Source organism: Nocardia jejuensis NBRC 103114 (assembly GCF_001613145.1).
Classification (GTDB): domain Bacteria; phylum Actinomycetota; class Actinomycetes; order Mycobacteriales; family Mycobacteriaceae; genus Nocardia; species Nocardia jejuensis.
In genome coordinates this window covers 241,289-256,974 of record NZ_BDBU01000005.1, presented here as the reverse complement: position 1 = coordinate 256,974, position 15,686 = coordinate 241,289, and the positions used below count along the sequence as shown (strand labels likewise).

The following is a 15,686-nucleotide window of genomic DNA, read 5'->3' as shown; positions in this document are numbered from 1 at the left end:
GGCTGGAAGCCCCCACTTTCGGAAATATGCTGAGACGGCTGCGCGACGATCGCGGAGTTTCCCGCGAACGCCTGGCGTTCAATGCCGGTGTGAGCGCCAGCTACATAACGCATCTGGAGAAGGGTGACCGCGGGAACCCGACCCGAGAGGTCGTGGAGGCGCTCACCAGATATCTCGATCGACTGGTCCCGATGAGCATCGCCGACCACCGGCAGCTGTCGGATCTCGCGGGTCTGGTGGTCGAGGGCTTTCCCACCCTGGACGAACTCCGCGGGGCGATCACCCCGGAGATGGCTCAGGTGCTCGAGCTGTACCGCCCCAACCTGGCCGCCTACCTCGATACCCGCGCGAATGTGCTGGCCTGCAACGATAGTTGGGTCGACGCTTTCCCCGGTCTCGCCGAGGACGGCAATATGCTCCGATGGTTTTTCGGCAATGAACTGGCAACCCGCGTCATGGTGAATTGGGATGTGGACCGCAGACGCATCGTTCGCTGGATGCGCGGATTGATCGGCAGGTCCGGCAATGTCGCCGACTTCGCCGATCTTCTCCTGGAACTCGGTGAATTCCCGAGTTTCCGGCAGTCCTGGTCCGAGGGCGGCGTCGAGTTCGCACCGCACGTATTCACATTGCATCTGCGTAACCCGGTAACGGGCTTGCGCCGCAAGGTTTTCGCGCAGACCGGCCGACTGGACGGCGCGGCTTATCCCGGGCATCTGCTCGCGATACTCGGACTGCCCGCCTGAACGTCCTCAGCCCGAACGTTCTCAGCTCTGAACCCTGAGCCCCTGAGCCCTCAGCGCAGCGGCACGAATTCGACCAGCGATCCGTCGACGGCGTCGGCGGGCACCAGCACCAGGCCGTCGCGATCGAGCAGTCCCGCCAGATGTGCGGTGCGCAAGTGGACGTCGCCGATCCAGCCGCCCTCGGGCAGCGCCCGCGCCGGAACGATCCGGGCGACCGGGCCGGAGATCTCGGCCGCGTTGATCAGCGGCCCCAGCACGGGCCGAGCCGGGATCGCTCCGGTGAGCCCCTCCACCACCGCGCCCAGCAACACCAGGAGTGTGGCCACCGCGGCGTACGGATTGCCCGGCAGCCCGAGAACCACTGGGCCGGAAGCCGTTTGCGATGTCGATTCCGGGCCCGTGTCCGCTGCCGCCCCGCCGCTCAGCTGCGCGGCGATGGTGGACCCACCCGGCCGCAGCCGCAGGCGTCGCAGCAGCACGCGGGCCTCGGCGCGGTCCAGTGTGGAGCGGAGTTGATCGGCCGCGCCGCCGCCGGTGGCGCCGACGACGATCAACAGGTCACAGTCGGTGGCGGCGCCGAGCACCTCGTCGAACGCATTGGCGGTGTCGCGCAGATGGACCCGGTCCACGGTGGTGATTCCGTAGCGGGACAGCAGGTCCGGCAGGACCGGGCCGATCGAGTCGCGGGTCTGGCCGGGATGCAGGGGGCCGTCGCCGCGAATCTCGTCACCGGTCATGACGATTCGCGCGCGGACCGGCCCGCGCACGCTCACCGTACCCACCTCGGCGCTGGCCGCGACCGAGACGAGGGCGGGAGTCACCGGGGTGCCGACCGGCGCGACCTCATCGCCGAGCTTCCATTCTGTGCCACGCCGACGGACATCGTCGCGAATCGGCGTGTCGGGCAAGCGATGTAGTCGGTCGTCGCCGTCGCGGGTGGTGAATTCGTCGCGTACGACCGTGCTGGTCCCGTCGGGCACGTGCGCACCGGTGGCGATGCGCACGGCCTCGCCGTCCAGCAGGCCGACCGGACGCTGCCCGCCCGCGAAGCCGATATCGCGGCGCACGGTCCAGGGGCCGTCGCCGCAGACCGCGTAGCCGTCCATGGCCGAGACGTCGAAACGGGGGAGCGCGTCCGCGGCCCGCAGCGGCTCCGCCAGCGCCGCGCCGCGCGTCGCGCGCACCGGAAGCCGCCGGGCGGGGAGCCGGGTGATATTTTGGCGCAACGCATCTCGTGCCTCGTCCACCGATACCGGGATCGCGGAACGGTCGGCCGCCACGCGTGCCCGGCCGATATCGTCGGGTGTGTCGCAGTCCTCCACACCGGGCAGCGCCACCGTGGCGGTGTCCACCGGAACCAGAGCCTTCATCGGTCGATTCACCAGGGAGTCAAGCCGATTCAGTGCCTCCAGCAGCGCCGTTCGCCGCCAGACGCCGACCAGGTACTGCGGCCGCCCCGAGGCGTCCGTGGCGAAGACCGCGTCGCTTCCGGATTCTTTTGCCTGGGAAAGGAGTTCGCGCACGGCGGTGGCGTTCAGGAACGGCATGTCCGCCGCGAGCACCACGACCAGCCCGGTCGTCGCGCCCGTGAGCGCGCCGAGTCCGGACGCGATGGCGGCCACCGGGCCCGCGCCGGCCGGTATCTCCTGCGTCTGAAGGATTTCCGGCGGCAGTTCGGGACGATGCGGACCGACCACCACCGTCCGGTCGCAGTCGATGACCGCGGCCAAGGCGGCGTCCAGCATGGATTGCCCGCCCACCACGATGGCGGGCTTGTCCACGCCGCCCATTCGGCTCGCCCGGCCGCCCGCGAGCACGATCGCGTCGAGGGTTGTCACGAGGCGCGTTCCGGGGCGGCGTTGATCATGGTTGAAGAGCGTAGTAGCCAGGACTTTCAGCGCGGCGTTCGCGGTGCGGCGCGGTGTCGGATTCCTTCGCTTGCTAAGCAATTGCTCATCTGTGCTCCCTTATGCAATGTGTTGCGACACATAGTAGAAATGACCATGTTTTGAACTTCCGAACAATCACATATGGCAGTATCCGGGGCGAGAACCGGCGGAGTACAGGGCGATTCCTCCCTCGGGAACCGGGGTCCAGCGCGATGAAGGTTGGTTTGCTGAATGTTTGTGGAGAGGGAACGACGTGGTGCTGAGCGTGAAGCCGAATAGAGACTTCGACGACCTGAGACCGCCCACTTTCGGCCTGCTGCTGCGCAAGCTCCGCGACGCCCGCAGTGTCTCGCGAGAAAGGCTCGCGTTCAACGCCGGAGTCAGCGCCAGCTACATCAGCCATCTGGAGAAGGGCGACCGCGGCCATCCCACCCGTGAGGTGGTCGACGCGCTGCTGCGATATCTGGACCGAATAGACCCGCTGTCGGCCGTCGAACGCCGCCATCTGCTGGACCTGGCAGGCCTGGGCGTCACCGATTTTCCGACAGTGGAACAACTTCGCACCGAAATCACCGAGGACATGCGGCGCGCGCTCGATCTACACGAACCCAACCTCGCCGCGTATGTCGATACCCGCTGGAATGTGCTGGCCTGCAACGCGAGTTACGCGCAGGCGTTCCCGGGCCTGCAGCAGGATGTCAACATTCTGCGCTGGCTGCTCGGCAATCCGCTCGCTCGCGAGGTGATGAAGGATTGGGAAGAGGAAGTCCGCGTCACCGTGCACTGGCTGCGCGGACTCATCGCGGGTTCCGGCGATACCGCGTGGTCCCTCGAATTCCTCTCGGAACTCGGACGTTTCGGCCTGTTCCGGGAAATGTGGGACGAGGGTATCGCCGCGTACGGGCGACCCCGCTCCATCATGCATCTGAACGACACCATCGCCGGTCGCTGCCGCGCCATCGCCGTGCAGATGTTCAGCGTCTTCAGCGCCGCCTACCCCAATCAGATTCAGATCTTCCTCGGAATTCCGACCTGGTGCTCGGATGCCGAAATCCTCGATCCGGGTCACCTGCGGATGACCCGGGACGACTAGCGCTTCAGCTCACGCGAAGCACGCTCTCGTTCCGTGGCACGGCCCGCCGCATCAATCGAATCAGCAGCGGGGCCACCACCTCCGGATGCGTCCACGCCGCACCGTGCCCGGCCCCGGGAATCGTCACCACCCCGTCCGCGCCCTCGAGTCCGCAGGCCAGTGCCTCGGATTTCTGCGCGGTGCTGTTGCCGTCGTGGCTGCCCCGCGCGACCAGGGCCGGCGCGGTGATCTCGGGTAGCCGGTGCAGCACCGAACGGCGATCCATCAGGCACTGCGCGGCCGGCGCGACGGCTCGGCGATCGCCGGAGTACCAGCGGCCGGTCCATTCCCGCCACTGTCGCGGATCGGTGCCGCCGATGAGTTGCGGCGCCAATTCGGCCACCAGCGGAGCCATCGGCTCCTGCCCGCACCAGCGTTCGAAGAATTCCCGATAGAAGGCGAGCTCGCTCGGGCTGCATCCGGTGGCCTCGGTGTCGAGCAGGGCCAGACCTTGAACGCGGTCGGGTGCGAGCAGCGCTGTCCGCAGTGCGGCATATCCGCCCTGACTCATACCGCCGACAACCGCTTTCTCGATGCCGAGTTCATCGAGCACGGCAAGACAATCGGCCGCCAGATCCCAATAGCTGAACGATTCCCCGTCCGGTGTCCGAGTGCGTCCATGGCATCGCGCATCGATTGTTACGAGATTGATCCCTTCCGCTGCCAGAGGTTCGCGCATCGGCTCGAACATCGATTCGTCCATGAGGAATCCGTGGGCGAGCAACAGGGTCGGACCGGCAATGTCGCTGGTGACGAAATGAACTGAGGCTGAACCCGATCGCACATAAGGCATGGTCAGACCGTAAACGGTGGAACCGTTCGTCCACAGATGTTTGCCCGAGTAGTGCCCGACACCGTTCTGTGCTGTTCCCGACGGGTACCAACACTGGCCAGTGTCAGTACTGCTAGGGGTTTGCCCCAAATGTGCCTACGGCTGGACAACAAGACCTTTCGGCCTTTTAAATCAGGCCGTGGCGCTTTTGGTAAAGCGCAAACGGTCAGGGAGGAAATAAATGTTCGACGTCACCACCGCAGCCCCTCGCAATGAGTTCCGAATCGATCAGGTAGCCGGACTTCGTGAGTCGCTGGAAGGGCTGCTGCTGCACGACGGCGTCGGTTTGGATGCTCGGATGCGACACGCGATCACCGCGGTCGTGCATTTGGCCGTGGACACCCCGATGGGACCGCCGGAGGATGCCGAGGAGTTCATCGGCCGGCTCGACGCCTCGTGGTTGTTCGCCGCCTGGCAGGAATCCGACAGCGAGCTGTCGATGCTCAATACCCTTGCGGGCGGCGATGTACCGGCCCTGAGCTGGTGTGAACTCATGTTCACCACCGCTCTCGCGCCGTGGTCCGCGGCCCCGGCCGCGGTACACGCCAGGCGCATATTCGTCACCGGTGAACAGGCCCGCCTCGCCGCCGTCGGCGACTGCGCGATGGGTCAGGCATAACTCGACGACGCACGCGTAAACCGATTCATATCACCGATTTTCATGTTGCGAATCATTCGAAGGGGTGTACGAAAGTGAAACTGCTATTCACGAATTTCGACGCGATGTTCGAATCCCTCACCCGCCCGGAGGGAGCCGAGTCCGAGGCATGGCACCTGCGCGCCCTGTGCACCCAGACCGATCCCGAGGCGTTCTTCCCGGACAAGGGCGGCTCGACCCGCGAGGCCAAACGCATCTGCTCCTCGTGCGAGGTGCGCAAGGAATGCTTGGATTATGCGCTGGCGCACGACCAGCGATTCGGAATCTGGGGCGGTCTCTCACCGCGCGAACGCCGCCGCCACGAACGCGGCGCGGCATAACCTCAGTCCGTCGCGGATCGCAGCAGACAGAATTCGTTGGTTTCCGGATCGGCCAGGGTCACCACGTCGGCCGGGGCGGCGCCGGCATTCACGGGAGAGGCGCCCGCGGCACGCAGCCGCGCGGCCTCCTCGGCCGGGTCATCGCTGGGGAAGGTGATGAGATCCAGATGCAGTCGACTGCGCTCACCGAGTGCCTCGGGAGTGCGTAGGAATTCCAGCCACGGACCCTGCCCGGTGGCCGAACGAATTCCGGCATACGCGGCGGTGTCATGGGTGACCGGCCAACCGGCCGCCTCGGACCAGAACTCGGCCAGGCACAGCGGGTCCTGAGTGTCCACCACGATCGCGGCCACCGCGCCGGTGTCCACGTAGTGCTCACGCGGTTCCAGCACGCAGAACTCGTTGCCCTCCGGATCGGACAGCACCGTCCACGGCACCAACCCCTGGCCGATGTCCAGGGGCCGTGCGCCCAGGGACAGGGCCCGATCCACCTGCACCTGCTGATGGTCGAGCGATCTGCTCGCCAGGTCCAGATGGATGCGGTTCTTGGCGGCCTTGGCGTGCCGGGCCGGTACGAAGGTGAGCGCCACCTCCAGCCCGTCCGGATCGGATGCGGCCACGTCGACCCCGCCGGGGCGGTCCACCGTCACCTCCCACCCGAGCAGCTCGGACCAGAACCGGGACACGGTCCTCGGTTCTACGGAGTCGAACACCACGCATGCCAGACGGGTGGACATGGATTCAACGGTAACCGCCGCCCGGGGTACCCCGCATCACGTTTCGATGAACCCGGGACTTGTCAGAACGCATGCCGCGCGCGGCGCAGATCGACTTTGCCGTCGGTGATCGGGCAGCCCTCGGCCATCAGCTCGGCCAGTTGTTTGTGCGCCAAATGCGCTGCGGGAGTGCCGTTCGCGCGCAACACGCGATGCCACGGCAGATCCGCCGAATCGGTCCGCATGATCCACCCGACGGTCCGGGGAGTGGACAGTCCGGCGGCCGCGGCGATATCGCCGTAGGTGGCGACGCGGCCGGGCGGAATGGCCGCGACGAGTTCGCGAACACGTTCGATATCGGCGTCGGTAGTGGGCACGGGAGGTTCCTCCCCGGAGTCGGAGGGTTGGGTGTTTCGGAGGGCTGGATATTTCAGAGAGCCGTGCGAAGCAGCGCCGCCGTGTGCTCGGGGCGGGCCTGGGGCACCATATGGTCGCAGTCGAATTCGTGGAACGTGAGATTCTCACCCAGATGCTCGGTGAGGGCGGCGCGGAAGGCCGGGGTCACGAACGGCGGGTTCACCTTCATCGCCTGCACCACGATCGTGGGCAGATCGCGCGGTGGCAGGACGAAGTCCCGGGCCAGCTGTCCCCAGTAGGAAATGATCGCCGGGAACGTGAGCCGCCAGCCGAAGCGACCGTTCTCGGTCGGCACCAGATGCTCGGCCAGTTCGGCGTCCAGCACGCGGGGATCGATCTCCGCCCACGCGGTCTCCAGCTTGTCGAACCGTGCGTCCTGCACGCTCGCGTAATCCGGGAACTCCAGCATCGACGTCGCGATGCGCAGCATGAAATCCGGGTCCAGCCCGATCGCGGGGTCCAGCAGCACCAGCCCGCGCACCAGCTCCGGATGCCGCCGCGCCAGATGTACGCCCGCCGCGGCGCCGAACGAATGCCCGAGCACTACCACCGGTTCGCTGGTCTCGGCGCGCAGCAGCTCGGCGAGGTCGGCCACGATCGTTTCGAAATCCCACGGCGGCACGCCGGTCGACCTCCCGTGTCCGCGCAGATCCGGCGCGATAATCCGGACATCGGGCAGAAACTCCTCGGACAGGGCCTGCCAGCGCTTGCCGTGGCCCGTCAGCCCGTGCAGAGCCAGCACGACCGGACCCGTCGACGGACCGAAGCGATGAATATGAAGATCGGACACGTACCCATTCTGCGTCCTGCCGTCGGCAGGAGTGCTGCCCACCTGCGCGCCAGGCCGCCTTGCCGTGGCGGAGCACGGACCTGTCGGAGCGGTCTGTTGAAATAGCCGACGTGATGCGATCGGATAGCTCGATGCAATTGGTGCGTCGGGCGGCGTTCGAAGCGCGCGGCGCCGACGCTCCCATCCGGGAGTGGGACGCCGCCGTGCGCCCGCTGTTCGACGAGATCGGCGCGGGGGGACTATTCGAACGAGCGGGCTGGCAGCCGTGGCAGGTCCTGGGCGGGCCGGGCACCGGCAAGACCGCGCTGCTGGTCGATCTGGCCGCGAGTCGCATCCTGTCCGGGGTCGATCCGGAATCGATCCTCCTGCTCACCTACTCCAAGCGGGCCGCCACGGCCGTGCGCAACGCGATCACCGCGCGCATCGCCGGCGCGGACGAGGTGCTGGGGGGCGTGCCCGGAGCGACGCGCACACCGCTGGTGCGGACCGTGCACTCCTACGCTTTCGGATTATTGCGCGGGTTCGCGGCCGCTCAGGGAAATCCGCCGCCGCGATTGCTCACCGGTTCCGAACAGGACATGGTGGTTCGGGAAATGCTGCGCGGCGAACTCGCCGACGGCGCGACGGAATGGCCCGAACGTTTACATCCGGCATTGGCGACTTCCGGATTCGCCGAACAATTGCGCGATCTCATGCTTCGTGCCACCGAACGCGGACTCGGCCCCGAAGACCTGATCGATCTGGGCCTCGAGCATCGTCATCCGGAATGGGTGGCCGCCGGTCGCTTCGCCGAACGCTACGAGCAGATCATGATGCTGCGCTGGTCGGTCGGCATGGACGTGCCCGAAGCCAGCGCGCCCGCCCTGGACGCCGCCGAACTCGTCGGCGCGGCCCTGGACGCCTTCGCCCTGGACTCCGATCTCCTTGCATCCGAACGCGACCGCCTGCGCACCATCCTGGTCGATGATGCCCAGCACCTCGATCCCCATGCCGCCCAACTGATTCGCGCTCTCGGTAGTGGCGGGGCCACCACCGTCATAGCCGCCGACCCGGACCAGGCGGTGTTCACCTTTCGAGGCGCTGACTCCCGCTTCGCCCTGGATCTCGACACCACCCCCGAACGTCGCGTCATCCTGCGCCGAAACCACCGCTCCGCCACGGACATCCAGGAGATCGGTGCACGAATAGCGGCCCGCCTGCCGGGCGCGAAGGCGCATCGCACCCCGCCCGGGTACCTCCGGAACACTTCGGAGCCAACGGATTTCCTTCGCGAACTCGTCGAGGGAATCCAGCAGCTCGGCGGCTCGGACGGCCGAGCGGATCTCGACCACGGCGGCGACCGTCGCGACGATGCGGGGTTCGACCTCGGCCGCCGAGACGAGGGCCTCGAATCCGGCCGCACCGGGTACGACATCGACGATCGCGGCGACGACCGTGCGGGGCCCGGGCGCGGGGAGGTGCGCATTCAGGTGCTCACCACTCCGGCCAAGGAAGCCGCGCTGATCGCGGACCACCTGCGCCGGGCGCACCTCAGTCATGGCGTGCCCTGGTCGCGGATGGCGGTCGTCGTGCGTTCGGTGCCGTTGTCGCTGCCCCCGCTGCGCCGGGCGCTGCTGGCCGCGGGTGTGCCGGTGCGGCAGCCGCCCGCCGATGTTCCGCTCGCCCGTCGCCGCGGCGCGACCTGGATGCTGTTGGCGCTGCGGGCCGTCACCGCCGGTGAACCCACCAGTATCCGAAATCCCCGCCCCATTCCGTTCACGGCCGACGACGCGCTCGACCTGCTCGCCGGTCCACTCGGCGGAGCCGACCAGATCAGCCTCCGGCGGCTGCGTCGGGGTATCCGGCGCACCGTGCTGGAGCTCGGCTACCCGGAGCGCAGTCCGCAGGAGCACGACGGTGACGAGCCGGTTGTCAACGCCGCCAACAACATTCATGGCAATAGAGCGATCGTAGCGGAGGGCACCGACAGCTCCGACGCGAGCGATGCCCGAACGAGCGCGGCCGCTGCTCCGGGCGCCGGCGATTCGCACACGACCGGCGAACCGGGCGATGGCGCGGCGGGTGCCGACCCCACTGGTCCGACCTCCGCACATGCGGGCGCCGCCACCGGCGCCGAGGCTCCGGCCTCGGCGGCCCGAGAGGCATGGCGTGGCGACGAGTTCGACGAACTGTCGGCCGATCGGTTCGCGGATCTGGATCGGTCCTCGGCGGAGATCCTGCGGGATCTGCTGGTGGGGGCGGGTAATCAGGCGATTCTGCAGCGGCTGACCGACGTGGAGTCCGCACCGCTGCGGCGGGTGCTCAAGGCGCTGGGCCGGGCGCACAAGGTGCGGCGGGACGGGGGCGGGCTCGAGGACGTCATGTGGGGTGTGTGGAGCGGGTCCACGCTGGAGCGGCGCTGGGTGGGGCAGTCCGAGCGCGGGGGAGCGGTCGGGATGCAGGCCGATCGGGATCTGGACGCGGTGGTGGGACTGTTCGAGGCGGCCGGAGCCTACGTGGACCGGCTGCCCCGCGCGACCATCGAGGGTTTCGTGGAATACCTGGAGCAGCAGCAGATTCCGCAGGACAGCACTGCCCCGCAGACCGATCCGGGCGAGGCGGTGATCATCTGCAGTGCGCACGCTGCGGCGGGCCGGGAGTGGGACACCGTGGCGGTGGCGGCCGTGCAGGAGGGCATCTGGCCGAATCTGCGGGCGCGCGGCAGCCTGCTCGGGGTCGAGAACCTGGTGGATCTGCTTGCCGGAGTGGGGGATACGGGCGAGCGGCTGAGCCGAGCCGCGCCGATGCTCGCCGAGGAGCGGCGGCTGCTGCTGGTGGCGTGCAGCCGGGCGCGGCGGTCGCTGCTGGTGACCGCGGTCGAATCCGTCACGGGTGACCAGGATCTGATGCCGTCGCGGTTCCTGGCCGAACTCGACGCGGACGCCGCCGACGGGCAGCCCGGTCGCATCCCGCCGCCGGTGGATCCGGGCCGTGCGCTGGCCATGCACGCCCTGATCGCCGAATTGCGCACCGCCGCCTGCGATCCCGAGACCACCCCGGACCGGCGGGCGCGCGCGGCCCGGCAGCTGGCGCGTCTGGCGCGGGCGGGCGTGCGGGGCGCGCACCCGGACGACTGGTACGGCATCGCCGAGCTGTCCAGCAGTGATCCGCTGTGGATGAGCGAGGACGGGTCCATCTCGCTGTCCCCGTCCACCGTCGAACAGCTCGAGACCTGCCCGCTGCGCTGGGCGCTGGAACGGCACGGCGGCGGGGACGGCGAGAACCCGCACGCGCTCAAGGGAAATCTCGTGCACACGCTGGTGCAGGCGCTGGCCGGGCAGGTGAGCGAGGCACAGGTCAAACTCGCGCTGGCCAAGGCGTGGAAGAAGGTCGATCCAAGCGCGCAGCACGGCGAGAACTGGCATTCGCGCGCGGAGCTGCGCCGCACCGAAACCATGGTCGACACCTTCCTGGCATGGCTGCGCAATACCCGGGACGAGCTCACCTCGATCGGCGTCGAGGTGCCGGTGGACTGCGTACTGCCCGCCCGCACCGCCGGTGAGATGCCGGTGCGGATCAGCGGCCGGGTGGACCGTGTGGAGCGAGACGCACTGGGGCGCTTCGTCATCGTGGACGTGAAGACCGGCAAGACGCCGATCTCCAAGCAGGCCGCGCAGGACCATGCCCAGCTCGCGACCTACCAGGTGGCCGCCGCCGAGGGCGCGCTCGGCGAGGGTGAGCCCGGCGGTGCGCGACTGGTGTACGTGGCCAAGCCCAATTCCAAGGAGGGCGCGACCCAGCGTCTGCAACAGCCGCTCGATGCCGACGGTATCGACCAGTGGCGCAATGTCATTCACGAAGCCGCCGAATCGTCCAAGGGCCCCAGCTATCTGGCCATGCGCAATGACGGGTGCCGCCACTGCAAGGTCGCCGGGAGCTGCCCTGTTCAGGACACCGGTCGGCAGGTGACCGAGGAGTGAGAATCACCCCGCGTCAGCTCGCCGACGCGTTGGGCCTGCCTCCGCCCACCGAGGAGCAGGCCGCTGTCATCTCCGCGCCGCCCGGACCGACCCTGGTCGTGGCCGGGGCGGGCGCGGGCAAAACCGAGACCATGGCCGCCCGCGTGGTGTGGATGGTCGCCAACGGCCTGGTCGAACCCGAACAGGTGCTCGGCCTCACCTTCACTCGAAAAGCCGCCCAGCAGTTGACCACTCGCATTCGCACCCGCCTGGCTCGCCTGGCGGGCGCCCCGCTGCTGCGCGACATCGACCCCACCGGCGGATTGCGCGCGCTGCTCACCGGCTCCGAACCCGAGATCAGCACCTACCACTCCTACGCAGGTCGCCTGCTCACCGAATACGGCCTGCTGCTCCCCGTCGAACCCACCGCCACCCTGCTCACCCAGACCCAGCTCTGGCAGCTCGCCTATCGCGTCGTGTCCAGCTGGGACGGGGATCTCGACACCGACCGCAGCCCCGTCGGCGTCACCGAGGCCGTGCTCGCCCTGTCCGGCCAGCTCGCCGAGCACCTGGTCGAACCCCAGCAATTGGCCAGTGCCCATGAGGAACTCGACCGTCTCGTGCACACCCTTCCGGCCGGGCCTCGTCAGAAGGGCGGCCCCAAGAAGGCGCTGCTGGACCTGCTCGAAGCCCAGCACGAACGAGTCGCCCTGCTGCCGCTGGTGGCCCGCCTCGCCGAGGAACTCCACCGCCGAGGCGCTCTCGACTTCGGCGCGCAGATGTCCCTGTCGGCCCGCCTGGCGGCCCTGCACCCCGAAGTCGGCATGGCCGAACGCACCCGCTTCCGCCTGGTCCTGCTCGACGAATACCAGGACACCGGCCACGCCCAGCGCATCCTGCTCTCGTCGCTCTTCGGCGCGGGCGACACGACGGCGCACATAACCCCGGGGCCCCACGTGGACAAGCCCCACAACCCCCGAGCCGCGGATGCCCACGAACACGACAACCCCGACCGCAGCCCGGTCGGCGAGGCGATCACCGAACGTGCCGGGCCTCCCGTCGGCGGCGGCGCGCTGCGCGAACCGCAGATGTCGGAGAGTGGTGCGGAGCCGGAGCGGGCCTTCGGCGTCGAGACGTCTGGGCAGATAGCCGGGCCGGAACGGTCGGCCCGGCCGGAACGGTCGGCTGAGTCAGGACGGTCGGCTGTGTCAGGACGGTCGGCTGTGTCAGGACGGTCGGCTGAGTCAGGACTGCCGGCTGAGTCAGAACGGCCGGTTGAGTCGGGACAGCAGGCCAGGCCGGGACAGCCGGCCGGTTCGGCAGAGCCTGCCGGGGTCGGTGGCACAGCGCAGCGGCTGGCGGTGACGGCGGTCGGGGATCCGATGCAGTCGATCTACGGCTGGCGCGGCGCCTCGGCGGCGAACCTGCCTCGGTTCGCCACCGACTTTCCCTGGGCGCCCGGGGTTCCCGCGCCGGTGCTGCCATTGCTGACCAGTTGGCGGAATCCGCCCGAGGCGTTGGACCTGGCGAATCTGGTGGCTGATCCGCTGCGACTGCGGGCGATCGAGGGCGGGGGCGTGACGGTGGACGCGCTGCGGCCCCGGCCGGGCGCGACGCCCGGTGTGGTTGCGCTGGCTCTGACGGAAACAGTTGTACAGGAACGCGATTGGCTGGCGGAGCGAATCGCTGCGGAATGGCAGGCGGCGGCGGACGAGGGCCGCGAGCCGCCCACCTCGGCGGTGCTGGTGCGGCGGAACGCGGATGCGGCCCCGCTGGCGGAGGCGTTGCGCGAACACGGGTTACCGGTGGAGATCGTGGGGCTGGGCGGGCTGCTGCACACCCCGGAGGTGGCCGATATCGTGGCCACGCTGCGGGTGATCGCGGACCCGTCGGCGGGCAGCGCGGCCATGCGGATTCTCACCGGCGCGCGCTGGCGGATCGGCCTGGCGGACATCGCGGCGCTGTCTCGTCGGGCGCGCGAGCTGTCGATTCGGCGACCGGCCGGAAACAATGCCGAGATCACCGATACCGGCTCGCTGGACGAGGCATTGCGGGAGGTCGCTCCCGAGCCCGCCGAGCGGGCGGGACTCGGCGACGCCATCGCCGATCCCGGTGAGGCGGAAGAGTATTCGGCGGTGGGGTTCGAGCGGATCGGCCTGCTCGGGCAGGAGTTGGGCGCGCTGCGCGAACGCGGTGGGCAACCGTTGCCGGAACTTGTCGCGGATGTGGAGCGCACCATCGGCGTCGGCGTGGAAACCCAGGCGCGCCGGACGGTGGCCACGGCGGGCCGCGAACACCTGGACGCCTTCGCCGAGGTCGTCGCCGGGTACTCCGCCGACCACCGTGCCTCGCTGTCCGGCCTGCTCGAGTTCCTCTCCGCCGCGGAGGAAGTCGAGAACGGGCTGGAACCGGGCGAGGTGGAGGTCGCGCACGACCGCGTGCAGGTGCTCACGGTGCACGCCGCCAAGGGCCTGGAATGGGAGGTGGTGGCCGTCCCGCACGTGGTCGAGGGCACGTTCCCGTCCGGTACCGGCACCACCACCTGGATGGGCGCGCTCGCCGAACTTCCCACTCAGCTGCGCGGCGACCGGCAGCAGGACGACGCCACCGACGGCGTTCCCGTCCTGGATCTCGCGGACATCTACGACCGCACGGATCTGGAACGGGCGCTCGACGAGCACAAGAAGGCCCTCGGCCGCCGGCGGCTGGACGAGGATCGGCGATTGTTCTACGTCGCCCTCACCCGCACCGAGCGAGTGCTGTTCGTCTCGGCCCACCACTGGGCCGAGACGGGCTCGAAACCCAAGGGCCCCTCGGACTTTCTGCTGGAGCTCAAGCACGCCGCCGAAATCCCGGGCTCGGCGCTGTCTCGCGGCGTCCGCATGGACCGCTGGGACGATCCGCCCGAAGCCGATGCCGCCAACCCCTTCACGGACAACCCGCAGACCGCCTTGTGGCCACGCGACCCGCTCGGCTCGCGCCGCGAATTCGTCGAGGAGGGAGCGACTCTGGTCAAATCCGCTCTGCTCGCCCTGCACGAGGAGGCGCGCCCGCGCCAGACCGAACTCGACTTCGGCCCGGAATTCGCCGAGCCACCGCGGGATTCGGGCGATCCGTCCGAGGACCCGGATCGCGACGACCCGGACGAAGACCCGGACCCCGAAGGCTGGGAGACCGACGTGGACGCCCTGCTGGCCGAACACCTGGCCGCCGAACGATCGGTGCGCGAGGTGGAACTGCCCGGCCAGCTCGCCGCGACCTCGCTGGTGGACCTGCGTGCGGACCCGGCGAAACTCGCCGCGCGCCTGCGTCGTCCGCTGCCGTACCCGCCCAGCCCGTTCACCCGCCGCGGCACCGCATTCCACGCCTGGCTGCAACGCTGGTTCGGCGGCGCCCGCCTGCTCGGCTTCGACGAACTCCCCGGCGCGGAGGACATCACCGATCGCGACGCCGAACTCGTCCGCCTGCAGGAGGCGTTCCTCGCCTCACAGTGGGCCGACCGCAATCCCATCGAGGTCGAGGTCTCCTTCGAGACCACCTTGGCGGGCACGGTGATTCGCGGCCGCATGGACGCCATCTTCCGTGAACCCGATGGTGGCTGGATCGTCGTGGACTGGAAGACCGGCGCGGAACCCAAACGCGCGGACGAGGATTCGGTCGCCATCCAGCTGGCCGTCTACCGCCTCGCCTGGGCGCGTCTGGAATCGGCCCGCACCGGCGTCCCCGAGGCCGAGCTGCTCGCCCGCACCGGCGCGGCCTTCCACTACGTGCGCACCGGCCGCACCATCGCCCCCGACCACCTCGCGGGCCCCGCCGAACTCGAGGACCTGATCCGCACCGCGGCCCCCGTGCGCGAAGCCCCCACGCCCCCACGGCTCGACGACCCGGGCATCCCGGACGACCCGGCTGAGCCGTACGACCCGAGCGACCCGGGCATCGCGGGCGAGCCGAACGACCGGAGCACCCCGGAGGACCCGGGCGACCCGGATGACTACGACTCGGATGCGGGAATCGACGTCGGCACCCTGCGGAGCCGCGGCACCGCAGGCGATCCCCCCGGCGATGACCGAGCGCAGCCCCCGTCACTCGACCCCGAGCCCCCACCGGACTTCGAGCCCCCACCCGACGTCGAATCGGTGCCGCCGGATCTCGGCTGACCCCGCCGCCGAGGCCGACCTGCTCGGCACGCTGTGCGGGGTGCTTGCAGGTCTCGCTGGGGGCGTGCCCGTCCGTGTTTCGCCGTCGGTC

General features: G+C 69.1%; 11 protein-coding genes. 6 read left to right on the top strand and 5 right to left on the bottom strand.

Annotated elements, in window-relative coordinates; translation table 11 throughout:
• Window positions 1-26 precede the first annotated feature (26 nt).
• On the top strand, window positions 27-746 hold the full coding sequence (locus NJ1_RS04630) for a helix-turn-helix domain-containing protein (RefSeq protein WP_067687749.1): 720 nt from the start codon (window positions 27-29) through the stop codon (window positions 744-746).
• Between the two features lie 50 nt (window positions 747-796).
• On the opposite strand, the gene NJ1_RS04625 is transcribed toward NJ1_RS04630, so the two are convergent.
• Window positions 797-2,584: an NTP transferase domain-containing protein gene (locus tag NJ1_RS04625; protein ID WP_084477741.1), complete on the bottom strand. Its 1,788-nt coding sequence runs from the start codon at window positions 2,582-2,584 to the stop codon at window positions 797-799.
• A 316-nt stretch (window positions 2,585-2,900) separates the two neighbouring features.
• Here NJ1_RS04625 and NJ1_RS04620 point away from each other — a divergent pair, with 316 nt between their 5' ends.
• Entirely contained in the window at window positions 2,901-3,728 is an 828-nt protein-coding gene (locus NJ1_RS04620; protein ID WP_245717210.1) for a helix-turn-helix transcriptional regulator, read from the top strand.
• Between the two features lie 4 nt (window positions 3,729-3,732).
• Here NJ1_RS04620 and NJ1_RS04615 read toward each other — a convergent pair whose 3' ends face one another.
• Entirely contained in the window at window positions 3,733-4,560 is an 828-nt protein-coding gene (locus NJ1_RS04615) for an alpha/beta fold hydrolase (RefSeq protein WP_067687747.1), read from the bottom strand.
• Window positions 4,561-4,780: 220 nt separating this feature from the next.
• On the opposite strand from NJ1_RS04615, the gene NJ1_RS04610 reads away from it, so the two are divergent.
• On the top strand, window positions 4,781-5,218 hold the full coding sequence (locus NJ1_RS04610; RefSeq protein WP_174557041.1) for a hypothetical protein: 438 nt from the start codon (window positions 4,781-4,783) through the stop codon (window positions 5,216-5,218).
• A 104-nt stretch (window positions 5,219-5,322) separates the two neighbouring features.
• The gene (locus NJ1_RS04605) at window positions 5,323-5,577 is read left to right on the top strand and encodes a WhiB family transcriptional regulator (protein ID WP_067687926.1); all 255 of its coding nucleotides are present in this window, start codon (window positions 5,323-5,325) and stop codon (window positions 5,575-5,577) included.
• 2 nt (window positions 5,578-5,579) lie between these two features.
• Here the strand turns inward: NJ1_RS04605 and NJ1_RS04600 are convergent, their stop codons facing one another.
• The 3 genes from NJ1_RS04600 to NJ1_RS04590 form a co-directional block, all read right to left on the bottom strand.
• Window positions 5,580-6,314, bottom strand: coding sequence for a VOC family protein (locus tag NJ1_RS04600; RefSeq protein ID WP_067687745.1), 735 nt, complete (start codon window positions 6,312-6,314; stop codon window positions 5,580-5,582).
• Window positions 6,315-6,376: 62 nt separating this feature from the next.
• Window positions 6,377-6,670 carry an MGMT family protein gene (locus tag NJ1_RS04595; protein WP_067687743.1) on the bottom strand — a complete coding sequence of 98 codons (294 nt, stop codon included), beginning with the start codon at window positions 6,668-6,670 and terminating at the stop codon, window positions 6,377-6,379.
• A 53-nt stretch (window positions 6,671-6,723) separates the two neighbouring features.
• Window positions 6,724-7,500, bottom strand: coding sequence for an alpha/beta fold hydrolase (locus tag NJ1_RS04590; RefSeq protein ID WP_067687740.1), 777 nt, complete (start codon window positions 7,498-7,500; stop codon window positions 6,724-6,726).
• 131 nt (window positions 7,501-7,631) lie between these two features.
• Between NJ1_RS04590 and NJ1_RS04585 the strand changes: the two genes are divergently transcribed.
• Complete coding sequence (locus tag NJ1_RS04585; protein ID WP_245717209.1) at window positions 7,632-11,459, top strand: ATP-dependent helicase; 3,828 nt, start codon at window positions 7,632-7,634, stop codon at window positions 11,457-11,459.
• Window positions 11,456-15,595, top strand: coding sequence for a UvrD-helicase domain-containing protein (locus NJ1_RS37795; protein WP_084477740.1), 4,140 nt, complete (start codon window positions 11,456-11,458; stop codon window positions 15,593-15,595). Before NJ1_RS04585 ends, NJ1_RS37795 begins: the two co-directional genes overlap by 4 nt.
• Window positions 15,596-15,686: the final 91 nt, after the last annotated feature.

Bases quoted from the DNA above. Each gene is read 5' to 3' on its own strand.
- NJ1_RS04630 (WP_067687749.1), top strand. From the start codon at position 27: ATGCTGAGACGGCTGCGCGACGATCGCGGAGTTTCCCGCGAACGCCTG.
- NJ1_RS04615 (WP_067687747.1), bottom strand. From the start codon at position 4,560: ATGCCTTATGTGCGATCGGGTTCAGCCTCAGTTCATTTCGTCACCAGC.
- NJ1_RS04610 (WP_174557041.1), top strand. From the start codon at position 4,781: ATGTTCGACGTCACCACCGCAGCCCCTCGCAATGAGTTCCGAATCGAT.
- NJ1_RS04605 (WP_067687926.1), top strand. From the start codon at position 5,323: ATGTTCGAATCCCTCACCCGCCCGGAGGGAGCCGAGTCCGAGGCATGG.
- NJ1_RS04600 (WP_067687745.1), bottom strand. From the start codon at position 6,314: ATGTCCACCCGTCTGGCATGCGTGGTGTTCGACTCCGTAGAACCGAGG.
- NJ1_RS04585 (WP_245717209.1), top strand. From the start codon at position 7,632: ATGCAATTGGTGCGTCGGGCGGCGTTCGAAGCGCGCGGCGCCGACGCT.